21 protein-coding genes are annotated in these 23,752 nt (G+C 42.0%); 15 read left to right on the forward strand and 6 right to left on the reverse strand.

Annotated elements, in window-relative coordinates:
• Positions 1-168: 168 nt before the first annotated feature.
• From B2R65_RS15770 to B2R65_RS15785, 4 genes are read left to right on the forward strand one after another with little or no spacing between them, the layout of a single operon-like run.
• Positions 169-1,173 carry a Fe(3+) ABC transporter substrate-binding protein gene (locus tag B2R65_RS15770; protein WP_029773350.1) on the forward strand — a complete coding sequence of 335 codons (1,005 nt, stop codon included), beginning with the start codon at positions 169-171 and terminating at the stop codon, positions 1,171-1,173.
• Positions 1,173-2,804, forward strand: coding sequence for an ABC transporter permease (locus B2R65_RS15775; RefSeq protein ID WP_286744246.1), 1,632 nt, complete (start codon positions 1,173-1,175; stop codon positions 2,802-2,804). Before B2R65_RS15770 ends, B2R65_RS15775 begins: the two co-directional genes overlap by 1 nt.
• Positions 2,805-3,851: an ABC transporter ATP-binding protein gene (locus B2R65_RS15780; protein WP_286744247.1), complete on the forward strand. Its 1,047-nt coding sequence runs from the start codon at positions 2,805-2,807 to the stop codon at positions 3,849-3,851.
• A 43-nt stretch (positions 3,852-3,894) separates the two neighbouring features.
• Positions 3,895-4,794 (forward strand): Dyp-type peroxidase, encoded by a 900-nt coding sequence (locus B2R65_RS15785; protein WP_004587917.1) that lies wholly within the window; start codon positions 3,895-3,897, stop codon positions 4,792-4,794.
• Here the strand turns inward: B2R65_RS15785 and argR are convergent.
• Positions 4,791-5,258 carry a transcriptional regulator ArgR gene (gene argR / locus B2R65_RS15790; RefSeq protein ID WP_004587918.1) on the reverse strand — a complete coding sequence of 156 codons (468 nt, stop codon included), beginning with the start codon at positions 5,256-5,258 and terminating at the stop codon, positions 4,791-4,793. The genes B2R65_RS15785 and argR overlap by 4 nt on opposite strands.
• A 225-nt stretch (positions 5,259-5,483) precedes the next feature.
• Here argR and mdh point away from each other — a divergent pair, with 225 nt between their 5' ends.
• Entirely contained in the window at positions 5,484-6,416 is a 933-nt protein-coding gene (mdh, locus tag B2R65_RS15795) for a malate dehydrogenase (protein WP_004587919.1), read from the forward strand.
• 94 nt (positions 6,417-6,510) lie between these two features.
• On the opposite strand, the gene ispB is transcribed toward mdh, so the two are convergent.
• Positions 6,511-7,482, reverse strand: coding sequence for an octaprenyl diphosphate synthase (gene ispB / locus B2R65_RS15800; RefSeq protein ID WP_054982281.1), 972 nt, complete (start codon positions 7,480-7,482; stop codon positions 6,511-6,513).
• A gap of 421 nt (positions 7,483-7,903) precedes the next feature.
• On the opposite strand from ispB, the gene rplU reads away from it, so the two are divergent.
• The 7 genes from rplU to B2R65_RS15835 all read left to right on the forward strand — a co-directional run bounded on the left by rplU (position 7,904) and on the right by B2R65_RS15835 (position 13,591).
• Entirely contained in the window at positions 7,904-8,215 is a 312-nt protein-coding gene (rplU, locus tag B2R65_RS15805; RefSeq protein ID WP_004587921.1) for a 50S ribosomal protein L21, read from the forward strand.
• A gap of 16 nt (positions 8,216-8,231) precedes the next feature.
• The gene (rpmA, locus tag B2R65_RS15810) at positions 8,232-8,489 is read left to right on the forward strand and encodes a 50S ribosomal protein L27 (protein WP_004587922.1); all 258 of its coding nucleotides are present in this window, start codon (positions 8,232-8,234) and stop codon (positions 8,487-8,489) included.
• Positions 8,490-8,625: 136 nt separating this feature from the next.
• Positions 8,626-9,777 (forward strand): Obg family GTPase CgtA, encoded by a 1,152-nt coding sequence (cgtA, locus tag B2R65_RS15815; RefSeq protein ID WP_004587923.1) that lies wholly within the window; start codon positions 8,626-8,628, stop codon positions 9,775-9,777.
• A gap of 72 nt (positions 9,778-9,849) precedes the next feature.
• A complete protein-coding gene (folA, locus tag B2R65_RS15820; protein WP_273611618.1) occupies positions 9,850-10,341 on the forward strand; it encodes a type 3 dihydrofolate reductase in 492 nt (163 codons plus the stop codon).
• A gap of 78 nt (positions 10,342-10,419) precedes the next feature.
• Positions 10,420-10,797: a DUF3718 domain-containing protein gene (locus B2R65_RS15825; RefSeq protein ID WP_004587925.1), complete on the forward strand. Its 378-nt coding sequence runs from the start codon at positions 10,420-10,422 to the stop codon at positions 10,795-10,797.
• A 324-nt stretch (positions 10,798-11,121) separates the two neighbouring features.
• On the forward strand, positions 11,122-13,047 hold the full coding sequence (locus B2R65_RS15830; protein ID WP_286744261.1) for a methyl-accepting chemotaxis protein: 1,926 nt from the start codon (positions 11,122-11,124) through the stop codon (positions 13,045-13,047).
• A gap of 70 nt (positions 13,048-13,117) precedes the next feature.
• On the forward strand, positions 13,118-13,591 hold the full coding sequence (locus B2R65_RS15835) for a peroxiredoxin (protein ID WP_055252698.1): 474 nt from the start codon (positions 13,118-13,120) through the stop codon (positions 13,589-13,591).
• A gap of 45 nt (positions 13,592-13,636) precedes the next feature.
• On the opposite strand, the gene B2R65_RS15840 is transcribed toward B2R65_RS15835, so the two are convergent.
• Positions 13,637-15,763 carry a S8 family peptidase gene (locus B2R65_RS15840; protein ID WP_273611620.1) on the reverse strand — a complete coding sequence of 709 codons (2,127 nt, stop codon included), beginning with the start codon at positions 15,761-15,763 and terminating at the stop codon, positions 13,637-13,639.
• Between the two features lie 329 nt (positions 15,764-16,092).
• Here B2R65_RS15840 and B2R65_RS15845 point away from each other — a divergent pair, with 329 nt between their 5' ends.
• Positions 16,093-17,277 (forward strand): BaiN/RdsA family NAD(P)/FAD-dependent oxidoreductase, encoded by a 1,185-nt coding sequence (locus B2R65_RS15845; protein ID WP_273611621.1) that lies wholly within the window; start codon positions 16,093-16,095, stop codon positions 17,275-17,277.
• Between the two features lie 77 nt (positions 17,278-17,354).
• Positions 17,355-18,266, forward strand: a complete 912-nt coding sequence (locus B2R65_RS15850) for a tetratricopeptide repeat protein (RefSeq protein WP_223230617.1) — start codon at positions 17,355-17,357, stop codon at positions 18,264-18,266.
• On the opposite strand, the gene B2R65_RS15855 is transcribed toward B2R65_RS15850, so the two are convergent.
• Positions 18,263-19,369, reverse strand: coding sequence for a DUF917 domain-containing protein (locus B2R65_RS15855; RefSeq protein WP_273611622.1), 1,107 nt, complete (start codon positions 19,367-19,369; stop codon positions 18,263-18,265). The two genes, B2R65_RS15850 and B2R65_RS15855, sit on opposite strands and share 4 nt — an antisense overlap.
• Before the next feature lie 113 nt (positions 19,370-19,482).
• Positions 19,483-21,627 carry a TonB-dependent receptor gene (locus B2R65_RS15860; protein WP_273611623.1) on the reverse strand — a complete coding sequence of 715 codons (2,145 nt, stop codon included), beginning with the start codon at positions 21,625-21,627 and terminating at the stop codon, positions 19,483-19,485.
• A 196-nt stretch (positions 21,628-21,823) separates the two neighbouring features.
• Here B2R65_RS15860 and B2R65_RS15865 point away from each other — a divergent pair, with 196 nt between their 5' ends.
• Complete coding sequence (locus B2R65_RS15865; RefSeq protein ID WP_024031376.1) at positions 21,824-22,342, forward strand: Lrp/AsnC family transcriptional regulator; 519 nt, start codon at positions 21,824-21,826, stop codon at positions 22,340-22,342.
• A gap of 55 nt (positions 22,343-22,397) precedes the next feature.
• On the opposite strand, the gene B2R65_RS15870 is transcribed toward B2R65_RS15865, so the two are convergent.
• Entirely contained in the window at positions 22,398-23,672 is a 1,275-nt protein-coding gene (locus B2R65_RS15870; protein WP_273611624.1) for a purine-cytosine permease family protein, read from the reverse strand.
• Between the last annotated feature and the right edge of the window lie 80 nt (positions 23,673-23,752).

The raw sequence follows: 23,752 nt of genomic DNA on the forward strand, positions 1-23,752 counted from the left end.
GGTTGTTATAGGTTTTTTTACTCATTAGCTGTCAGCTCTGTAAGAGATGTCTTACGCGGTATTTCCCTTTTGGTCATTAATTACTTATTTACATTTATGTAAAGAGTGTATATTTTCACGTATCACGATAAAATCCCCTGTAAATAATTACTATTTAGGTAAATTGATATGAGAACTGCACTGGCTATACTTACTTGTATTATTAGCGCTTCGCCTGCGTTTGCGAGCGATGTTGTTAATATTTACTCTTTTCGTCAACCGTTTTTAATTCAACCTATTTTAACCGACTTCACTAAGCAAACAGGCATTAAAACGAATGTGGTTTTTGCAAAAAAAGGGTTAATAGAGCGTGTTAAGCGTGAAGGAAAACACAGTAAAGCCGATTTAGTATTAACATCTAACTTTAGTGCGCTTATTCAGCTAGAGGACCTAAATTTAACGCAAAGTATTAAAAGTGATCGCATTAAAAACAATATTCCTGCGTCGTATAGAGATAGCGACGGGCAGTGGGTGGCATTAACTAAGCGGGTTCGTAATGTGTATTCATCAAAAGAGCGCCTAGGTGCATTACCTGAACTCACCTACGAAGATTTGGCTAACCCACAGTACAAAGGACAAATTTGTACACGTTCTGGCAAGCACCCTTATAACCTTGGCTTAGTTGCTTCGATGATTGCTCATCACGGCGAGGAAAAAACTAAAACATGGTTAGAAGGTGTTAAAGCTAATTTAGCACGTAAGCCACAAGGTAACGATCGCGCGCAAGTAAAAGCAGTAAAAGAAGGTTTGTGCAATCTTGCTTTAGGTAATAGTTACTACCTTGGCAAAATGCTTCAAGATGACGAGCAAAAAGCTTGGGCTGAGTCTGTTTATATTAATTTTCCTAATCAGCAAAATCGCGGCTCACACATAAATGTTTCGGGTGCTGTCATTACTAAATATGCAAAAAATCCTGATAATGCCCTTAAGCTTATTGAGTTTATGAGCGAAACCAAAGCACAAAATATGTATGCCTCAGTAAATATGGAGTACCCGGTTAAGCAAGGCGTTGAGCTATCAAGTTTAGTGGCCTCTTGGGGAAGCTTTAAAGAAGACGGCCTAGCACTTGATGAGATCAGTAAATATCGTCCGTTAGCCCTTAAGCTAATAGATGAGGTGAAGTTCGACCTTTAATGAATTTTATATTTAAGCTGTCTAAATGGCAGCTCTTTGCTTGGTCGACAGGGCTTTTATTGTCGGCCCCGCTGTTTTTTCTGATATATGAATCTTTACAAGGCGACTCAGAGGTATTTTCTCATCTGTGGGATACCGTGCTGTGGGATTATATTACTAATACCGTACTGCTTATTTTTGGCGTATGCCTGCTTAGCTGTGCAATTGCGCTTCCGCTTGGTTGGCTCAGTGCGTATTGCTCCTTTCCCGGGAAAAAGCAATTTGAATGGGCGCTTATGCTGCCCCTTGCAATGCCTACCTATTTAATAGCCTATGTGTATACCGATTTGCTAGATTACGCAGGCCCTGTGCAAATAGCCCTAAGAGACTGGTTTGATTGGCACTCGCCAACGGATTATTGGTTTTTTGATATTCGCACTTTGCCCGGCGCTATTGTAATGATTGCACTTGTGCTGTATCCGTATTTATTTTTAATTTTTAAAACCGCACTGCGAGAGCAGTCATTTAAGTTAGTGCAAGCTAGTCAATTAATGGGTTTATCGCCTTGGCAAAGCTTTTTTAAGGTAAGTATAGTGCTTTCTCGTGGCTCAATTGTGGCAGCCCTTGCGCTCATAAGCATGGAAACCATGGCCGACTATGCAACGGTAAGTTACTTTGCAGTGAGCACTTTAACCACCGCAGTGTACGATACATGGTTTGGTTATTACTCACTCACGGCTGCAGCGAAAATATCGGGCGTTATGCTGTTACTGCTGTTTTTAGCTTTAATGGCGGAGCGCTTTAGTCGGCGTAACCAAGCCGTGTTTGAGCGTCAATCAGGTGTTAATAGCGAGTCGTTATATAAACTTAAAGGTAAACAAGCATGGCTGGCTACGTCATTTTGCAGTGTTATTTTGCTTATAGCTTTTATTATACCTATGTTGGTATTGCTAAATTATGCAATAACTTACTTTGATAAAGCGTGGAACACGGCATTTTTTAGTTACGCGTGGCAAAGCTTAAAAGTAGCTATTATTGTTAGCGTAATCAGCATAATACTCGCTACACTAATCGTTTTTTATCAGCGTGTGGCAAAGCAGAGCTATTCTTTAATACCTGGTCGCTTAGCGAGCACCGGCTATGCACTGCCAGGTACGGTACTGGCTATTGCTGTGTTATTACCGCTTAGCGCATTAGAAAACTCAATAAATACAGCCCTTGAGGACTACAACCTAGATATAGGTTTATTACTAACCGGCAGCATTGTCACTATTATACTGGCTTACTTAGTGCGCTTTTATGCCATTGCGCACGGTGCTATAGAATCGAGCTTTGTACGTATTAGTCCATCACTGGATATGGCTAGCCAATCTATGGGTAAAAGCCAAGGGCAAACACTGCGCTTAGTGCACCTTCCTTTATTACGTCGAGGTCTTTTAACAGCTGCATTGCTTGTATTTATTGAGTGTATGAAAGAGCTGCCTGCCGCATTACTATTAAGGCCTTTTGACTTTGAAAGTTTAGCCACACATGTATTTCAATATGTGAGCGATGAGCAGCTTGAGCTTGCTTCTATTTCCGCTTTATTTATTGTTTTGGTTGGGTTGATCCCTTTGTATTTTATTAATCGTTCTATGGAGCAACGCAGTTAAATGAGCCGTTTAAATTTACAAGGTGTGGATTATCACTACAGTGGCACGCACGTGCTACACAATTTAGATTTAACGGTGGGTCAAGACGAAATTGTGTGTTTGCTCGGAGCCAGCGGCTGCGGTAAAACAACCACCTTAAAAGCAATTGCTGGCCTTATTGAAATAAATGAAGGTAGTGTATTTATAGATGGCAAATGTGTAAGCGACAAGCATACATTTGTATCACCAGAGCATCGTAATATAGGGATGATGTTTCAAGATTATGCCCTGTTTCCGCACCTCAGTGTGGCCGATAATATTGCGTTTGGGCTGGGTAAAGTAAGCAAAGCGCAAAAACAGCAACGGGTAGAGGAAATGCTAGAGCTGGTGCATTTAACAGGGTGTGCAAAACGCTACCCTCATCAGCTCTCGGGCGGCCAGCAGCAACGCGTGGCTATTGCGCGGGCTTTGGCTTATAAGCCTAGTTTATTGCTTCTTGATGAGCCTTTTTCGAACATAGATACACAAGTACGCTTTGAGTTAATTGCTGATATTAGGCGCATTATTAAGGCGCAGCAGGTTTCTGCGGTATTTGTTAGCCACTCAAAAGAAGAAGCCTTTGCGTTTTCAGACACGCTAGCCATTATGCACCAAGGAAAAATAGCCCAACAAGGTACACCAGAGCAGCTTTTTGCCGTGCCAAAGACAAAGGAGGTTGCAGAGTTTCTGGGTCAGGGCATATACTTAGGCGCAGAAGTGTTAACGGCAACTGAATACACAACGCCTTTTGGTGTCGTGCAATCGCAGCATGAGCATACGCACAGTGCAATAAAAGGGCAGGTGTATATTCGTCCACACCATATTGAGCTTGCGCAAAATACGCAGGCCGATAACCCTCAAGGTGTGAGCATTTTAAGCCGTCGGTTTATAGGCTCGGCTTATGTTTACACTGTTGTAATTGCAGAGCAAGAGATTGAAGTTGCCGCACAATATGGCCAGTCATTTGAAATAAATGAGCAGGTTATAATAAAAATAAAACCTCACACGGTGAATTTTTTCGAATCATAACAAATGTGTTATTCGCTGTGTTTTATAAAGCTAAGGAATAACAATGGCGCAAGCGCAATCTGGGATTTGTGCTGAAGCAAACTTACACGGTTTGCATTTATTTTTTAATGTATTTGATGGTCAAGACGAGTCATTGCGCGCAAAGCTTAAGCGCGTAAGCGCAATTGAAGAAGAGTTTAGTGATCAGTTCTCCGAAGCCATGCTCTCTTGCATGGTGGCTATAGGCGCGCAATATTGGCCGCATATACTACCTGAATATATCCCAAGCGAGCTGCAAAGCTTTCCTAATATAAATCACAGTGATTTTGTTATGCGCGTACAGCCATGTGATTTATTCATACAAATTCGCTCAGACCGAGAAGATGTTAATCACCTTTTTGCATTGCAAATATTAAAGTTGTTTTCGCCCGATGTAGAGCTGGTTGAACAAATTCGCAATTTTAGGTTTTTAGATGGGCGAGACTTTAACGGCTTTATTTATGCAGGCGACACCCCACATGGACGCCAAAAACGAATCACGGCACTGGTTAATAACCCCGACAGCTTTGAACACCAAGGCAGCTATATTCATGTACAGCGTTATAAGCATGACCTGAGCGTATGGCAGCATTTATCACTAAGCGAGCAAGAACACATTATGGGGCGCACACGTTTAGATAACACCTTAATTGAGCCAAAGGTAGATACTAGCCACGCGACTAGAAGTGAGCTAAAAGATGAGAGCGGCCAAGCAATACTGCTTAACCAAAGCATGCCGTATGGCGATGTTTACGAGCAAGGCATGCTAAGTATTACATGCTCAGCATCGGGGAGTGCGTTTGAAAAGGTACTTAACAGCCGCATAGGAAAAGGGGAGTGTTACGACCACTGGCTTGATTTTACTCAAGCCGATATGGGCTCAGCGTTTTTTGCGCCGTCAGTTAGTTTTTTAAAACAGCTTTAAACCGTATCAAATAAAATACGTACGCGCTCTAGTGTAATGTCTATTTCAGATATTTTTGCTGGCGCAATAAAAATAGTGTCATCTCCGGCAATTGTGCCCAATACACCATCAGCTTTGCCTAGTGAGTCTAATAAGCGGGCAATTAACTGCGCAGCGCCTGGGCTGGTGGTTATAATAATCATCATTTCGTTATGCATAATATCAATAACAAGCTGACGTAGTGGGCTTTTAGCAGTCGGTACGCCCATTTCTGCGGGTAGGCAATAAACCATTTCTTGTTTAGCATTACGGGTACGCACAGCGCCAAACTTACTAAGCATGCGCGACACCTTACTTTGGCTTATATTGTCAAAGCCTTGCTCTTTTAATGCTTCGACTATTTCGCCTTGCGAGCCAAAGTTCTCTTCTTTTAAAAGTGCTTTAAACGCTTTTACCAGCGCTTCTTGTTTGTCTTGTGGTTGCATAGTCTTTATTCATTTTTGTTATTTATAATGCAAATTCTACACAAAAATGAATAATTATGCAGCTGTTGTTTAGTTAACTTGCCAGTTTGCTGCGATAAACCAACAAAGTTTACAACTATGGTCGAAAATATACCTGAAATAAGCAGGATAAATTTGTTTTTAGTCGCTAATTTCATTATCTTAAGGGCCACAAATATTTCCTACCTCAAATTACGGAGAATTCCAATGAAAGTTGCTGTATTAGGTGCTGCAGGCGGTATCGGTCAAGCGTTGTCTTTATTATTAAAAACAGGCTTACCAGCTGGTTCTGAATTATCACTTTACGATGTTGCACCAGTTGTACCAGGTGTTGCGGTTGACCTATCTCACATCCCTACAGATGTTAAAGTAGCAGGTTTTGGCGCAGACGATTTAAATAAAGCGCTTGAAGGGTGTGATATCGTACTTATCCCAGCGGGTATGCCACGTAAACCAGGTATGGATCGTGCGGATTTATTTAACGTAAACGCAGGTATCATCAAAACATTAGCAGAAGGCATTGTAGCTAGCTGTCCTAAAGCGTTAGTGGGTGTTATCACTAACCCAGTAAACGGCACTGTACCAATTGTTGCTGAAGTATTCAAAAAAGCAGGTACTTACGACGCTAAGCGCGTATTTGGTATCACTACGCTTGACGTAATTCGTTCAGAAGCATTTGTTGCTGAGCTTAAAGGCGTAGACGTAGCAACCGTTAAAGTACCAGTAATTGGTGGCCACTCAGGCACAACCATTCTACCTCTACTTTCTCAAGTTGAAGGCGTAAGCTTCACTGAAGAAGAAGTAGCTACACTTACTCCACGTATCCAAAATGCAGGTACTGAAGTAGTAAATGCTAAAGCGGGCGGTGGTTCAGCTACATTATCTATGGGTGCTGCTGCAGCACGTTTTTGTATGTCTTTAGTTAAAGGCCTACAAGGTGAAGACGTAGTAGATTACGCATACGTTGCTGTTGAAAATGGCGATGCAGAGTACTTTGCTCACCCAGTACGTTTAGGCACAAACGGCGTAGAAGAAATCCTTTCTTACGGCGAGCTAAGCGCATTTGAAGAAAAAGCTAAAAACGACATGCTTGAAACTCTGAAAAAAGACATCAAAGAAGGTGTTGATTTCATGGCGTAATAGCCAAGTTATGCACAAAAAAGCCTGCTTATGCAGGCTTTTTTATTGCTCGAAAATTATGGCCCTTAAATACTAATTAAGGGAAGCTGCAAAGTTAGTGATCTCGCTCTACAGCTATACGCGCTAAGCTGATTAACGCTTGCTTGTACTGCGACTCTGCTAAAAAGTCTAAACAGGCAATGGCCTTGTCTGCTTCTTGCTGTGCCTTTTGCATTGTAAATTCAAGTGCGTTGGTTTGTTTAAGTGCCGTTAAAATAGCCTCAAGGTTATCCATACCATTGCAATGCTCAATGGCATCGCGAATAAGGGCTCTTTGCTGATCACTGCCGTGCTTCATCGCATATATTAGCGGTAAGGTTGGCTTACCTTCTGCTAAATCATCACCAATATTTTTACCTAATTGGTCAGCGTCTGCGTTGTAATCAAGCACGTCATCAACTAACTGAAAAGCAGTACCTAAATGCATACCATATAAATTAAGCGCATCTAACACACTGTTATCTTGCTCGGTAATAATAGCTGCAAGCCCTGTAGCGGCTTCAAATAATTTAGCCGTTTTAGAGTAAATAACCTGCATGTAACTTGCTTCGGTGGTATTAGGGTCGTTGCAATTCATAAGTTGCAATACTTCGCCCTCAGCAATCACGTTGGTGGCATCAGCAAGCACTTGCATAATTTGCATTTTGCCCAGCCCCACCATAAGTTGAAACGAGCGGGTGTAAATAAAATCCCCAACCAGCACGCTGGCAGCATTACCAAACTCGGCATTTGCAGTCGGTGTACCACGGCGCAGGTTAGATTCATCAACAACATCATCATGTAATAGTGTTGCAGTATGAATAAATTCAACAATCGTTGCCAAAGTAATGTGATCTTTACCTTGGTAACCCAAAGCTCTTGCTGCCAATATTGCCAGCATCGGGCGTACGCGTTTGCCGCCGCTGTTAACGATATACAAACCAAGTTGATTGACTAACGCCACATCTGAGCGCATTTGCGCGTGTATAAGTTGATTGACGTCATTCATATCGCTTTCGATTAACGCCTGGATAGCTTTTATATCCATTGATCTCCGAGCCAATTTTTATGTGTGAACGGCGCCGATTGTACAACAAAAAAAGCACTAGCTCGATATTTTGTGACGATTCATTAAAAAAACCGAGTTAAAAACCTTAATTAGCGCTTAATTAGGGTATTTAATTGTATGTTTCATACTCAAGGCGCGACTATTTATTGCACAGTCAATGGGTTCTGGAGTAGGCATAGCGACACGTAAATTTATTTTGTCTTTGCACTAAAAAGCGCTTGGCAACAGGGCAATTTAATATAAAATGGGGGAAATATTGAATTGCTCTCAATGCAGCTACTTTTTATTCATTTTAATTACAAAATAGGCTTGCTAGTTTTTATGCATTAGCGTAAACTTCGCGCCCTATCGAAGAATATTTTAGTTGCGTCGATTTGAGGGCGCACAGACGGAGTTAATTATGTACGCGGTTTTCCAAAGTGGTGGTAAACAGCATCGTGTGACTGAAGGTCAAACGATTCGTCTTGAAAAATTAGACGTTGAAACTGGTGCAGCAGTTGAATTTGATTCAGTACTTTTAGTTGCTGATGGTGAGAAAATCGAGATCGGTGTACCGTTCGTAAACGGTGGTAAAGTAACAGCTGAGGTTGTTTCACATGGTCGCGGTGAGAAGATTAAGGTTGTTAAATTTAGACGCCGTAAGCATTCTCGTAAGCAAATGGGCCATCGTCAATGGTTCACTGAAGTTAAAATCACTGGCATTAGCGCTTAATTAGAGGTACTTAGAAATGGCACATAAAAAAGCAGCTGGTAGTACTCGTAACGGTCGCGATTCAGAAAGCAAACGCCTAGGTGTTAAGCGTTTTGGTGGCGAATCAGTTCTAGCGGGTAGCATCATTGTTCGTCAACGTGGTACTCGTTTCCACGCTGGCGCAAACGTAGGTATCGGTAAAGACCACACTATCTTCGCAAAAGCAGATGGTAAAGTTCAATTTGAACAAAAAGGTCCTTTAAACCGTAAATACGTAACTATCGTAGCTGAGTAATCAGTAAGGTAGTAAAAAACCCCGCCTTTGCGGGGTTTTTTGTTTTCAGAAACGTCAAATATATACCCAAGCCTGCATTTACGTTGGCTTGGGTATATAATAGTTAAATTAAAGCCAATCCCTAAAGTGAGTAATCATGAAGTTTGTAGATGAAGTAGAAATTCGCGCAGAAGCTGGTGACGGCGGCAGCGGTGTCGTGTCTTTCCGTCGAGAAAAATATGTACCAGACGGTGGCCCGGACGGCGGTGACGGTGGAGACGGTGGTAGTGTTTATCTACAAGCTGATGAAAACTTAAATACCCTAATTGATTACCAGTTTGAGCGTTTTCACCGTGCCGAGCGTGGTACTAATGGTCAAAGCCGTAACTGTACAGGTAAAAAGGGCGAAGACTTGGTAGTAAAAGTACCTGTGGGTACACGTATTACCGACGTTGACACTCAAGAGGCGTTAGGCGATTTAACGCAGCATGGTCAAAAAATTGTGGTTGCAAAAGGTGGTTTCCATGGCTTGGGGAATGCACGTTTTAAATCAAGTACTAACCGTGCCCCACGTCAAAAAACGTTAGGTACTCCAGGTGAAGTTCGTAACCTTAAATTAGAGCTTATGCTACTTGCCGATGTAGGCCTATTAGGGTTGCCAAATGCAGGTAAATCAACGTTTATTCGCAGTGTATCGGCAGCAAAGCCAAAAGTAGCTGATTACCCGTTTACCACGCTTATTCCTAATTTAGGGGTTGTACGCCCAGAGGCTAACAAATCGTTTGTAATAGCCGATATTCCGGGCTTAATTGAAGGTGCCTCAGACGGTGCTGGCCTAGGTATTCGCTTTTTGAAGCATTTAGAGCGTTGTCGTGTATTGTTACACGTGATTGACGTTATGCCTGTTGATGGTTCAAACCCTGTTGATAATGCATTTGCCATTATTAACGAGTTACACCAATACAGCCCTAAGCTTGCAGAAAAGCCACGCTGGTTAGTGTTTAATAAAATAGACCTCTTGCCAGAAGATGAAGCGCAAGCTTTGTGTGAGCAAATTGCGCAAGAGCTAGGTGAAGAAGAAAACGTTTACCGTATTTCAGCAGTTAATAAGCTTAATACTCAGCCATTAATTCACGATATTATGGCATTACTTGATAGCATGCCTAAAGAGAAGTTCGTTGAGATTGAAGACGAAGAAGTTGAGTTCAAGTGGGATACCTACCATCAAAAAGCAACCAAAGGCGATGATGATGATTGGGACGACTGGGATGAAGACGACTACGATGTAGAAGTGGTCTACGAGCGTTAATAAAAAACATATTTTAAAAAGGAGCATAAGCTCCTTTTTTATTTTTTAAGAATAAAGTACTAGGTATTTGATGTGATAATTTCAATGATCGCCGCAATGGCAAATAACCGTGTAATTGGTCTTGATAATAAAATGCCGTGGCATTTACCCGCCGATCTACAGCATTTCAAAAAGGTAACAACAGGCAAACCTGTCGTTATGGGGCGTAAAACATTTGAATCGATAGGTCGTCCTTTACCTGGGCGTCGCAACATAATTATTACCCGTAATAGCCAGTACAGCGCTCAAGGCATTGAGACGGTCACCACCCCAGAGGCTGCGCTAGAGCTGGTTAAAGCCGAAGAAGAGGTGATGATAATTGGCGGTGGTAATATTTATCAGCAGTTTTTACCAAGTGCCGATCGTTTATATTTAACCTTTATAGATTTAGAGGTTGAAGGGGATACGCAGTTTCCAGATTACCAAGCGGTAGCAACGTGGGAAAACGTCGACGAACAGACAAATAAACCCGATGAAAAGAATCAATATAGTTATAAATTCGTAACTTTATATAAAAAAGATTAACATTATTGCGAAACTTACAGCAGGTTGGTACAATATTAGACAATCAACATAGGTAAAAAGTACCATAAAGGGTGTTTCATGTTTAAATTGTCAAAGCTAATTGTTATTACAGCCGTTGCTGCTGGTTCGTTAATGTATACCGTGCCTGCTAAAGCCAATGATCAATTAGCAGTATCTATTTGTGAATATATCGCAGCTGATGATAAAAACCGTTTACGTAGTAAACTAAAAAGCTCACGTGTAAAAATTCGCAATATTTACGATGCTATTCAATGTAATGGTAATAATTTACTTCGCCATGCTGTAGTTAGTAACGCTGTTGACTCGGGCGAGTACATAGTTAAAAACTTATCAAAAAGCGCACTGTCTGATGGCGCTGATATAGCATGGGCTGAAGGCAATGGCCACGGTGGCTCACCGTTAATTGCTGTAATTAAAGACCGTGCAGGCCTTTAATTAACACAATAAAATAAAAACCGCGCTGGTCGCGGTTTTTTTGTGCCTGGCGTTAGCTAATACGCAGCGCTTTAGTAATGGTGATAGCTGTATTAAGCCTCTTATAATTTGCACACCCAAGTGATGAAACTCTCACCTTGTAATTAACCCGCGTTTCTTATCTTTAATAGCATATAAATTAAGTTGCTTGGTTTAATAAAGGCGCTGTATTCGCTAAGCCTTTACTCGTATATTTGCCGCAAATATACGTGTTTTCCCTGAGTTACATAAAATTGTCATAAATAGTTAATAGTCTACGCGCTTAAACAATAGGGGTTGTTATTTATGCGCGTATCATCTTTTACTCGGCTGTTAGCCATACTGTTAACATTGGCAAGTATTTTATTAGCCATCACACTATTTTGGGCAAGCCAAACTTTACTTAAGCTTGAGCAACAAGACAGCGCATACAGTAAATTAAAAAACACGATTTTAGTGGATTTAGCCGGTGACTTAGGCAGTTATCTAGAACAAGGTGATAGCCAATACTTAAATCAATCATCAGCCCTAATTGAGCAAGTAAAAACACAGCAACTCGCAGTACTCCCCTCGGTACTTGCCGAGCAATTAAATGATCAGCTCAGCACGTTAGATACCGATATTAAAGGTAAGTACAGAGCGCTGGGTAAATTGTCGGGCAACGAAACGGCGTTACTTGATAATGCAATTCGCCAAATGGCCGGCTCAGCCTCGTCACTGATTGGTTATGCAAAAAAATCCCCTAATCAAAATAGCGATGCGCAAGCTTATTACACACTTGGCGCAGATTACTATAACGAGGTGATCAACCTCGCCTTATTTACTTATCAACTAATCGTAAGTTACGACAGCAATACTGAACAAAGTTTGCAGCAAAGTATTGCTAATTTAAATGCGTTAGCAGCCAAAATAGAGCAACTCCCTAATTTAGGTGTTATGAGCGAAGTTGACGAAGATGCTTTATTTTTTGACGAAGAAGCTGAAGATTTGGCCGATGAAATAAAATCTGAAATTACCAGCTGGCCTAACCGCTACCCCCGCGATTTAGCCAGTACATTAGCGCAAGCCCAGCAACGTGAAGCGGGCACCAATGAATTGCGTGAGCAAATTAGCTTGCTCTCTAAAACCGTTATTAATGCAGAGCAGCAACTAAAACACGCACAAGGGGCGCTTAAAGAAAACGTATTTTGGGTATTTTGCTTTGCTATTGGCGCTTTGGTGATGCTAGCCGCAGGTGTTTATTTTGTGCAGCGTAACCAAGTGCTCAACCCATTAAGGCAACTCAGAGACGGGTTTGCCTTTTTAATTGAAAGTAACGAGCTGAAAAACATTGAAAGTAAGAACCCAAAAACAGAGGTTGGCGAAATAGCCAGTTACTTTAATTTATTAATTGAGCGACAGCGCAAAGAGGCACAAGAGCGTGCCCAAATGCTAAAAGTGGTAAATGATTTTATGCAGCAAATGAGTGAGCATTTGCAAACTATTAGTCAAAAAGCGTCTACAAGTCATGGGCAAGTGGAGCAAAACCAACATTTGCTTGCTGATATTCAACAAATTGGCGAGCAGGTAAATAATATTAATGCCCAAGTGGCTGATAACGCCCAGCACACTTTTAGTGCAATGGAGCAAAGTTTAGGCTTTGCACAAAGCATGCTAAGTGCCAGTTCAGACACGCAAACACGGGTTGAGCAAAGTATGCAAAACCTACAAGAGCTGCTTGCGGGGGTTGAAGGCGTTGGGCAAATTATTGAAGTGATCCGCAATATTGCCGATCAAACAAACCTACTAGCGTTAAATGCAGCAATTGAATCAGCACGTGCTGGCGAGCATGGCCGAGGCTTTGCTGTTGTAGCTGATGAAGTACGCCAGCTTGCCCGCCAAACTCAAGGCTCATTGAGCGATATTAATGAGCAGCTCACACTACTGAGCGAAAAGTCGGGCACAGTGTCTACACAAATTGCGGCCTTAGCAGATGGCGCGCAGTCGCAAACACAAAACGCGCAAGAGCTAAAAGTAAACTCAGAGGGCGTGGCCGATAACGCTCAACAAGCCAACAAAGTGGCCTTTGAGGCCATGGAGCTGGCTAAACAGCAAAGTAATTTGCTAGATAACTTTAGCCAGTCAATGCAAAGTATGAAAGGCCAAGTAAGCGAATCAAGCTTACTTGTTGACGATATTCATAGCCAGTTACAACAGCAAATGCAAACCATAAAAGTAAACCTTGGCTTGTAAATACCTGCTAACACAAAGGTAATTAGCGTTATACTGTAGGCTCATTAATCAAATGCTTTAAGGATTTATCATGATTGAACAAGGTCAAACGTTACCCGCAGTTACATTAACGCAGCTAACAGACGAAGGCATGCAAACTCATACTAACGCTGAGCTTTTTAATGGTAAAAAGGTTGTGCTTTTTGCTGTACCGGGTGCATTTACGCCTACCTGTTCAAATGCGCATTTACCTGAATTTATAACCCTTAGTGATAAAATTAAAGCAAAAGGTATTGCGGCAATTTACTGTGTATCGGTTAACGATGCTTTTGTAATGAAAGCGTGGGGAGAATCTCAAAATGCCCAACAAATCGATATGTTAGCAGATGGCGATGGCAGTTTTACTAAAGCGTTAGGGCTTGATAAAGACACCGGCAGTTTTGGTGGAACACGCTCTACGCGCTATGCAATGATAGTCGACGATAATGTAGTAACAGGACTGTTTGTTGAAAAAGACAAAGAGTTTTCAGTAAGCCGTGCTGAGTCTGTGTTAGAAAAACTATAACCGCTTTATTAAAGCCCTAAGTGCATGCACTTAGGGCCTTTTTAATTATGGCTGGTATTGGCCACTTAATGTTAAACCCGAAAAAGTTCTGTAAGCGTTAACGCTTAAATGCCACGTACCCGCTTGCGGATTGCTAAACGTACATGTTTCTGCGTTGCCGTTTTTATAAGGACGACAATCGTAGCTAGATGCGGTAGGTTGGCTGCCAAACTTAACAAATAAGTCAGCATCACCTGTACCACCTGAAGTGGTGACTGTAAATGTGCTCATTCCTGCTGGCACATCTAAGGTATAGTGCTTCCAGTTACCTGTTGTAGCCGTTACATCGCTCACCGTGCCGCCACCGGCTTTTGGTGTAGTTGAACCGCCACCTGTAGAACCACCTGTAATATTACCCACTAAACTAACGCCAGAATAAGCCGAGTAGCCACGAAGCATTACATGGTATGTACCAGCGGTTGGGTTATCAATAGAACACTCTTCGCTATTACCGCCTTTGTACGGACGACAATCGTAGCTTGAGGTAGTTGGTTGGCTGCCTGCGCGTACGTATAAATCTGCATCGCCGCTACCGCCACTCATTGTGAACGTAACATTCGTTGCGCCACTTGGTACTGTCATCGTGTAATACGCTTGTGAACTTGCAGCGCCGCTTAAGCCTGTTTTAGCTTCACCATCTGTCAGTTCGCTATCGCCACCGGTAGGAGGTGTTGTACCGCCACTTGCTGCGGCTACAGCGGCTGCTGCATCAACAATACCTGTACCACAACTTGTACACGTTGCTGGGAATGAGCGGGTAGTTGATTTTAAAATGCTTTCTATTTCATCTGGGGTAGCATTTGGTTTAGCTTGCTTTATCAGGGCTGCAACACCGGCAACATGAGGCGCTGCCATTGATGTACCTTGAGAGAACGCATAGCTATCGCTTGAAGGTGTAGACGAGCCTGAATTATAGGTTGATAAAACGCCTTCAGAGTCGTTTGCAAAGCTTTGTGCGCCGCCCGGCGCTGCAACATCAATATTGCTACCATAGTTTGAATAATATGCTCGTCCGCCGTTACGTCCAACAGAGGCAACATTAACAACGCCACTACAGTTACCTGGGTTATAGTTTGCTGAGTTATCGTTATCATTACCGGCAGCAATAACCACGACTGCACCGTTGCTGCGTGCCGTGTTAATTGCGTTTTGTGTGGTAGAGCTACACGAGCCGCTGCCACCTAAGCTCATGTTAATTACATCAGCAGGGTTTGAGTTGGCAGGAATGCCCGATACACTTCCGCCAGATGCCCAAATAATGCCATCAGCAATGTCTGACGTTAAACCACCACACTTACCAAGTACACGTACAGGCACAACTTTAGCGCCATAAGCCACACCGGCAACACCTTCACCGTTATTAGTAACAGCCGCAACCGTACCTGCTACGTGCGTACCGTGCCAGCTTGAGCCTTGTGCGCCGTTATTTCCACATTCGCCAGCAGCTACAGCATCGCCCGGATCGCGTGCGTCACTGTCACGACCGCCGCCATCGTTTGCTACCGATAGGTTAGAGATCATATCGTAACCCGGTAAAATGTTAGCATTTAAATCAACATGAGGGCGGTAGCCAGTATCAAGTACCGCAACCACTACGCCACTGCCTGTTGCAGTATCCCATGCGGTTGGTAAGTTTAGGCCGCCCGCTTGCTCAAAGTAGTGCCATTGATCGCCGTAACGAGGGTCATTAGGCGTTGCAAATGGTTTTAACATTTGATCCACTTCAATGTATTCAACATTGCCAGAATCAACCATTTCTTGCATAAATTCTTGTGCTTCTGCAGCGCTCAGTTTTTTATCTGCGCGCATAACGTGGTGGTTATTAAGCGCCATTGCACGGATGTACTTCGCTTTTACTTTACCTTTTTTAGAAGCGAAATTTTTTACAAAGCGTTGAGCACGCTTTTTCATATTTGCAGGGCTTGCGTCAGCAGACGAGATGCTTAGCATATCGTTCGCGCTATTTTTGTACTTAATAATAAACTGAGTTTCAAAACCCGATTGGCTTTGTAGTTTGGCTGTTGTTTCTGCCATAGAGGTAGACACATCTTGAGCAACACTTGCAGATGCTGCAAATACCGTACTAATAGTGAGCGCGATAGCGCAACGCTTAAATGATTTACTTGTTGTCATAATTATCCCTAGTTGTTATTAGTTAGTTCGTAATATTAAATTACGAAACAGAAACAAAGGTAAATGATCTGTTAATTTCTTTAAAATAATAATTGCTTATGTACCTATTTCTTTTAGTTATAACCTAGGTGTACGGTGCCTTTGTCGTTGTTTAGTATTTATCATATAAAACAAAAATAAGTATAAAGGATTGTTATTTTTACACTGTTTAGAAAAGCCTATAACTAGCCTTGGTTACATTTGTTGCTATAAATTTAATAATAAATTCTATTCAGAGTGTTTAAACAAACTTTGCTATAATCGGGCAAATTTTTGAGTAGGGCGAAGTAATGAATCAAGTAGATGTAATTGTGATTGGCGCAGGTGCAGCCGGATTAATGAGTGCAGCACAAGCCGGTTATCGCGGGCGTAGCGTTACAGTGCTTGATATGGGCAAAAAGCCTGGTCGAAAAATTTTAATAAGTGGTGGTGGGCGTTGTAATTTTACCAATGAAAATGCCAGTCCAGAAAACTACTTATGCAGTAACCCTCACTTTGTTAAATCGTGCTTAAGCCGCTATACCCAACACGATTTTATTGAGCTGGTGGACCGCCACGGCTTGGCATACCATCATAAAACCTTAGGCCAATTGTTTTGCGATAACAGCGCGCAAGATATAGTTGATATACTACTTACCGAATGCGAGTGGGCTGGTGTTAATATTAAATTGCGCAGCGAAGTGTTAAATGTGGCTAAAACTGATATTGGCTACCGTATTACCACTGAGCAAGAAACACTTACTTGTGAATCGCTAGTTATCGCATCGGGCGGTTTAACAATGCCCAAGCTTGGCGCCACTCCTATAGGCTATAAAATTGCAGAGCAGTTTGGCTTAAACGTACTACCTACCATGGCGGCGCTTGTGCCATTTACTTTGCATCAACACGATAAAGAACGCTTTGAAGGGCTTTCAGGAATTAGTATACCGTGCGAAGTGTCTAGCGAAGACGGCACTGTATTTAAAGAGAATATTTTGTTTACTCACCGAGGTTTATCGGGGCCTGCCATATTGCAAATAAGCTCATTTTGGCGAGCAGGGCAGGCAGTAAGCATAAACTTGCTCCCTGATCTCGATTTAAAACAGCAACTGGCTGATTGGCGAGAAACACAAGCCCAAAAATCATTAAAAAACAGCCTTGCGACTATTTTACCCAAACGCTTTATAGACATACTGCACGACAGCAAAGCGATTCCAGATTGTAATATTAATCAGCTTACCCATGCTCAAATAGATGAGTTAGCAAGCTATATTCACGCATGGCAAATAAAACCTAATGGCACAGAGGGTTATCGTACCGCCGAGGTAACTTTGGGCGGCGTTGATACCGATGAGCTGAGCTCTAAAACCTTTGAAGCTAAAAAAGCCAAAGGCTTATATTTTATAGGCGAAGTAACCGATGTAACAGGCTGGCTTGGGGGCTACAACTTCCAGTATGCGTGGAGCTGTGGGTTTGCATGTGGGCAATATGCATAAGTATTTCAGCGTATTGTGATAGATGAGATAAAAATATTACACTCTTAATTAAGGTGATTTTAAAGAGTGTAATATTGGTGCGTATATTTTTGCTGTTAAGTATTGTCGCTACAAGTTTTAATGCATTAGCATCAGAAAACTACAGCGATCATGAAGCGTTTTGCTTGCAACAGCCCAAAACGCACTGTTTAACTTATATTGAAACGCGCCTTAATGAAGTCAAAGATAACCCTGCACAGTGGTACAAAATAAAAACCTACCAATTTGATTACTACTACGACTACCAACAGTTCGAAAACTTACTCAACGCTATTACTCCTTTTTTAGAGCAAGATAAGCTGCCCGATGTATTTAAGCTACAAATGTATTTTTATTACGCGAAAGCACTTAACTATATTGGCAAAAAAGCAGAAGCTAAAACGTATGCCGCTAAAGCGTTTACCCAGTTAGACGGGATATATAATGCTTTTGGTGACCCTTTAAGATTAGTGGAGTTGGCTAACCTACACTATGTGTTTGGTAGTAAAAAAGCAGCGATGCGATTACTAAGAGATGCCGAGCAGCGCTTTGCAAAAAATAACGATCCTATTTTTCATTTAGAGCTGCACATTAACAAAGCGCATATTTACTTAAAATGGCAGCAATACGAGCACGCAGTAAAAAGTAATTTAATGGCCTATAACGCCATAAAAAACACCAACCACGCTGCTAAAATAGTGCTTGCTAGCGGTAACTTAGCGTACAGTTATCAGCAAAATAAAGAGTATTTAGAAGCTATAAATTATTATAAAACCGCATTCAAATTTACTGAGCCCTCAAGCATTTACCATGCTATTTATAGCTTACGTTTAGCGCAGGTATATTTACAAATAGGTAAAAAGGTACAAGCGAAAGAGTGGCTTAGTCGCATTGATAGAAACGCCACCGAGTTTGGTAAAGGCCATGCTGCATTGTATAGCAAGCTGCAGCACGCCCTTAGCAATAATTAATTTGCAATCGCTGCTTTATATGGGGTGTTAACGCCTGCGTAACGCGGGCCAAATATTTCTAAACCTTTAGGGCCTGTAAACTCCTTTGGCGCTGGTAAAATTACAACGGCTACTTTCATGCCTACCTCGTAATTAGGATTAGTAATTGGTGTGCCTGTTTGGCTGTTAATACAGCATATTAAATCAGGAATGGTTACGTGCACTTCGTCATTTAAAAACGCGGCCATGTTTTCGTTTTTAACCGTTATTTTGTAGTTGTTATTTACAAACTCGCCTAACCCTTTAAGTGTTACTTCGCCTAACGTAAATCCCTCTACGGTGTTAAATTCAAATGTGCTTACCTCGCCTTCAAAGGCAACAAAGCCGCCGCCGTGCTTGGCAATTATGTGTGCGGTGTTAGCGTGCTGCTCGTTGGCTTCACGCATTGCTTTACCAAGTTTAAGGGCTTTGCTAATGGTGCCATGAATAACCGCGTTTTTCATTTGCTCAATAGGTAAAATATGATCAATGGCTGCAATGTCGTTACGGCTAATTTTAGCCAGTGCTCGCACGACTGTTTCGGCGCGTAAGTCGTCCACTACATTTTCACAAATAAAGCACTCACCAAATTCATTCGCGGTAATAATGGGCGCGGCGGGTAAGTTATTTAAATAATAGGTTGAATGGGTGATCTCCGGTACTGCGCGCCCAGCGGGGTCGGCATCAATAATGTAGCCGTCAAACATTGCAGCTAAGTAAAACGATACTGCGGTGTTTGAGCCGCCAAGCTCACAACAAATAGTGCCATAAATAGCATCGTTACCTGTGTATTCAAGGGTGCGCTGGTAAGCAGCTAAAATCGCATGCTTAGTGCTGCGGGGTAGGTTTGCATAAGCGCGTTCTTCTTGTTCACTTAAAGCAGATATTGCCCCTAACATGTAAGGCGTACAAACAAGCTCACCCGCGGGGACTTCATCGGCACTAATTAGTTTAAAGGTTTTACCCTGTGCGAGTGCTTCGTCAATATAGGCAATGCCTTCACTTAACTCACCGCCGCCGCCAGTGCCTAAAATGGCGCAGCCGTATAAAATATCAATAAGTTGGTCACGATTAAGAATTTGCATGTGTGTATCGCTATTGGTTAACTCATACCCATCCCCAAAACAGATCACTTAATTAAGCGGATAGGTATAAAACAGCAGGCATTAAAAAAATACCTGCTGTAAAGGTGAAAAAATTAAAATTGGTAACTGAGCTCTATACCGTAACTACGAGGCTTATTAGGTTGGCGCACTAAGTCTGTAACCCCATCGGCCAGTAGAAAAATATCTTCAATAGCGCGCTCATCCGTAAGGTTCTCTACGTAAACTTGAACGCTCCACTGCTCTGATTTAAGCCCTACACCGGCATTTAGGTAGGTATAACGCGACGACTCAACATCAGGAATATCAATACTGAATGTTTTAGGGCCTTCAATTAATAGCTCAGCGCGCGAGAACAATGACCACTCACCGTTTAGTGCTAAGTTATGATTTGCCGACAGCCCGTAGTTATACTCAGGCACCCAAAATTGGGGCCTGCCAGCCAGTTCGGGGCGCAGTGCAAAGCGTTTAATTTCTGAATCAACAATACCTGCACTGAGGTTAATACTTAAATTGCTGGTGGCAGCAAAGGCGGCTTCTAGCTCTAAGCCTTTGGTTTGTACTTCGTTAATAGAGAGGTTTTCAAGGGTGAAGGTATCTATATTAAATTGGGTAAATTGCGCATCGTCTTGCTCAATAATAAACGCGGCGCCATTAAGGGTAACTTTGTTATTAAACAAAGCGGTTTTAAAGCCTACTTCGTAGCTGTCAGAAATTTCTTTATCAAAGGTGCGGCTAATACCGTCGGCTGGCTCGTTAAAGCCCCCACTTCTAAAACCACGCGAGTAGCCGGTGTAAAGCAGTAGGTCGTCATTCATTTGGTACGCCAAGGTAACTTTTGGCTGTAATTGGCTAAACGATTTTTTAGCGTAAGTGGCGTCTTTATTGGTTGGGTCGAACGACTCGCGAGTATCGTGATCGTAACGCATCGCACCGGTGAGCTCTAACTGCTCGTTTATATCGTAGTTAAACTGCCCAGCAAGTGCCCATGCATCGCTGCTGTTGTTATCGATAATTGAAAGGTAGGGCTCGTCATTAGCAAAATCTGCACGCGTTAAAATTTCGGCATCGGTAAAATCATCGTAAAATAATACCGCAGTATCGCGGTCGCGCTGTTGATAAAACGCCGACACCGACCATCTAAAAGCCTGATCCGACTGGGATATAAACCGCGACTCTAGCGTTAACGATTCAATATCGTATAACCCTTCTGTGCCAAATGGGGCTCTAAAAAAGCCATCTTCGTCAATAAAGGTGGCATCGGCAGAGTAGTCGCCATCGTAAAAGTGCTCGTTTTCTGAATTGCTGTACGCGGTGACAAACTCAAATTTACCTAAATCGTAATATTGGGTTAGCTTGGCGCTTAGCTCATACACATCACGCTCATCTTGGTTAATAATATTTTGTGAGGTATTAATTGAAAAGTCTTCAATGGTGTCATCGCTCACCCCTTGGTAGTAAGCAAACCCAGCTTCGCTTGAGGTGTATTTACCTTTAAGATTTATTGAGGTGTCTTCGCTTAGCTCAAACTCTAACTGTGAAAAAACCGATTGCTCTTTTAACGGGTCGGCGTAATCGCCTGTGTAGGTATTTTTAATCAGCCCATCGGTATCTTTAATGTAACCACCGGCTCTAAAATAAGCGGTGTTTTCATCGTTAAGCGAACCCGATACAACCGCATTCAAATTATACGTGTTGCCATTACCTATTGAGCCTTTAATTTTACCTTCAAAGTCTTCAATGGGTTTTTTAGTTGTCACAATAACCGCACCACCAATGGCGCCGCGGCCATACAGTGCGCCTTGTGCACCACGCATAACTTCAATACGTTCAATATCAACTAGGTCTTGGTTTATAAACTCTAAATCGGGGGCGGTAACACCATCAACTACAAACGCTAATGGCGGATCGCCCACCTGCGGTGTAATTAAGCCACGAATAGTAATACGGGCAAGGCCGGGCCTAAAATTATCGAGCTGTGATAAGTTGGGAGTTAAATTAGCAACATCACGAAAGTTAGTAATACGTGATTTTTCGATTGTCTCGGCGCTAAATGCGGTAACAGAGTCGGGCACGTTTTGTATCGACTCAACACGCCCGCGCGATATCACCGAAATTTTTTCTATAGTGTCAGTTACTGTTTGTTGTTGTTCTTGCGCATGCACATAGTTTATGCACGACAGGGTGACTGCCGATGCTAATAGTGTTTTACGAAAGCGTATTTTGTTGTATCTGCTCATGTTCTATGTCCTAATGTGACTATCATGGTGATGTTACTTAGTGATAAACATTGTCGCTTTTTCAGACAAAATAATATTTTGTAAACCCTTAATACAGCACACACAAATTGCTGAAAATAACGCTTAAGCGCGTAATTTTATGTATTTGTTGACCTTAAATTTACAAAATTAATTATTATTAAATGTGAAACCGGTTATGAAAAAAACGATAAAAATAGACAGGTACAATCAAAAAATACTAGCAATTCTGCACCTAACTGCCGATTTAACAAACGTTGAATTGGCCGAGCAAGTTAACTTGTCGCCCAGTGCATGTTTTCAGCGAGTAAAAGCATTAAAAGAGGCGGGATATTTTAGAACCTTTCATGCTGATATAAATTTAGAGCAAATTTGTGAGCACGTGTTTGCCTATATGGAATTTACCCTAGAGGACAATAACCTAGCAGCGCGGCGTAAGTTTTTAGCTGACATACACAACATTCCCGAAATAATGGATTGCATGCAATTAAGTGGTGATATTGATTATATTTCTTTTTGTTGTTTTGCCGATATTCAAGCGCTTAATGCAATGTGCGACAGGCTAACCGGTAGCTCACAGTATGCAATTAAAAAGCTGACTACACGCATAGTGCTTGAGCGCGCTAAGTTCTTTTTAGGCTACCCGCTGGAAAAACTTAAATGGCGAGACGAAATGAAAGTAGACGATGAAGAGTAGCCCCCTAATTTAGATTAATAAAAAGGCGCTTTATGCGCCTTTTTATTGTTTAAAGTTATTGCTGAATAACCGGTTTGGGGGCAATGGCTTTTGCAAACAGGGTATAAATAACGGCCGTTAATATAATGGCGTCAATCACGCTAATACCGCTCATTGATACGTTAAATAAAGTGCCATTACACACCGCATATGCCGCGCCTACAAACCATGCGCTAAATGCGGGAAGTGAAAAGTTAGCGTTATTTGCCAAAGCCGCTGCGTTATAAGCATGGGGTTTAATAAACAGTGCATCAACAATAATTACGCCCGCTACCGGTACAAAAATATCAGACAAAAACGCTAAAAAGCTTATAAACATATCTAAAATATTTATAAAGGCGGCGCCAATTCCCACCAAACCTAATAACACAATAACCCACTTTTTATGCCAATGCGGGAAGGTAGCCTCCACGCTAAGTGCTGTACTGTACAGGTTTAACGAATTTAAAATCCAGCTGCCTGCTATCACAATAAAAAACGCTGAAAACCCCAAATTAAGCGCAAGCATTAAGCTTAATATTTCGGTTTCTTGCATGGCGGCTGCGGCAAACACAGCCACAAAAATAACCAAAAGCTCAATAACCATATACGCAATAAATGAGGTATACACGCCGCCACGTTTTTGCTTAGAAAAACGGGTTATATCGGGCAATATTATTGCGCCAATAATAACGCCGCCAACAATGGCTGCTACACCATCTTCAAGAGAAAGCGCTGCTGATTTTTCTAAATTAATAAAATCAACCAGTGGCATACTATCGAGCGCGCCAAAAAGCATCATAGCGGTGACCGCAGCCAAAATAGGGATCATGATAGCGGCCAGCACATTAATGGCTTTAAACCCATACAGTGTGGTTATGAGCATGGCGCAACCTGCGATTATATCGATGGGCCATTCGGGCATAATAATATTAAATTCTGCACTGAGTAAGCGCACCACGGCATTAGAAAACAAATCAATATTTACGCCAAACCAGCCAATTAACGATAAAGCAAAGGCAATATTAACAATGCCCGCGCCAGCATTACCAAACGCTATTTTTACCAATAAATAAGAGCTTAAGCGGCTTTTTACACCTATGGTGCCCATAGCCCCACCAATAAGGGTTAATATAAGTGAGCCAATAACTAACGCCCACAGTGTATTACTCACACTTGAACTTTGATGTATTTCTAGGCCGGTGATAAAAGTGGGCAGCGAAAAGCTGAGCATAGCGGCTATGGCTGCAATGCGCGGCCAGGCAACAAGTTCGTTGCTATTAATAGTGTGGGGTTCGTTCCCGTTTGGCATTGCCTGTTTCTCTTTTTTATTATCTTTTATATTACTATACGCCGCTGGCGTGCAAAATTTTTTATTATTAGGTGTTTATT

It is taken from the genome of Pseudoalteromonas sp. UBA2102 (assembly GCF_002331165.1).
GTDB lineage: Bacteria > Pseudomonadota > Gammaproteobacteria > Enterobacterales > Alteromonadaceae > Pseudoalteromonas > Pseudoalteromonas atlantica.

Coding starts and splice junctions, on each gene's coding strand:
- B2R65_RS15770 (WP_029773350.1), top strand. CDS start 169: ATGAGAACTGCACTGGCTATACTTACTTGTATTATTAGCGCTTCGCCT.
- B2R65_RS15775 (WP_286744246.1), top strand. CDS start 1,173: ATGAATTTTATATTTAAGCTGTCTAAATGGCAGCTCTTTGCTTGGTCG.
- B2R65_RS15780 (WP_286744247.1), top strand. CDS start 2,805: ATGAGCCGTTTAAATTTACAAGGTGTGGATTATCACTACAGTGGCACG.
- B2R65_RS15785 (WP_004587917.1), top strand. CDS start 3,895: ATGGCGCAAGCGCAATCTGGGATTTGTGCTGAAGCAAACTTACACGGT.
- argR (WP_004587918.1), bottom strand. CDS start 5,258: ATGCAACCACAAGACAAACAAGAAGCGCTGGTAAAAGCGTTTAAAGCA.
- mdh (WP_004587919.1), top strand. CDS start 5,484: ATGAAAGTTGCTGTATTAGGTGCTGCAGGCGGTATCGGTCAAGCGTTG.
- ispB (WP_054982281.1), bottom strand. CDS start 7,482: ATGGATATAAAAGCTATCCAGGCGTTAATCGAAAGCGATATGAATGAC.
- rplU (WP_004587921.1), top strand. CDS start 7,904: ATGTACGCGGTTTTCCAAAGTGGTGGTAAACAGCATCGTGTGACTGAA.
- rpmA (WP_004587922.1), top strand. CDS start 8,232: ATGGCACATAAAAAAGCAGCTGGTAGTACTCGTAACGGTCGCGATTCA.
- cgtA (WP_004587923.1), top strand. CDS start 8,626: ATGAAGTTTGTAGATGAAGTAGAAATTCGCGCAGAAGCTGGTGACGGC.
- B2R65_RS15825 (WP_004587925.1), top strand. CDS start 10,420: ATGTTTAAATTGTCAAAGCTAATTGTTATTACAGCCGTTGCTGCTGGT.
- B2R65_RS15830 (WP_286744261.1), top strand. CDS start 11,122: ATGCGCGTATCATCTTTTACTCGGCTGTTAGCCATACTGTTAACATTG.
- B2R65_RS15835 (WP_055252698.1), top strand. CDS start 13,118: ATGATTGAACAAGGTCAAACGTTACCCGCAGTTACATTAACGCAGCTA.
- B2R65_RS15840 (WP_273611620.1), bottom strand. CDS start 15,763: ATGACAACAAGTAAATCATTTAAGCGTTGCGCTATCGCGCTCACTATT.
- B2R65_RS15845 (WP_273611621.1), top strand. CDS start 16,093: ATGAATCAAGTAGATGTAATTGTGATTGGCGCAGGTGCAGCCGGATTA.
- B2R65_RS15855 (WP_273611622.1), bottom strand. CDS start 19,369: ATGCAAATTCTTAATCGTGACCAACTTATTGATATTTTATACGGCTGC.
- B2R65_RS15860 (WP_273611623.1), bottom strand. CDS start 21,627: ATGAGCAGATACAACAAAATACGCTTTCGTAAAACACTATTAGCATCG.
- B2R65_RS15865 (WP_024031376.1), top strand. CDS start 21,824: ATGAAAAAAACGATAAAAATAGACAGGTACAATCAAAAAATACTAGCA.
- B2R65_RS15870 (WP_273611624.1), bottom strand. CDS start 23,672: ATGCCAAACGGGAACGAACCCCACACTATTAATAGCAACGAACTTGTT.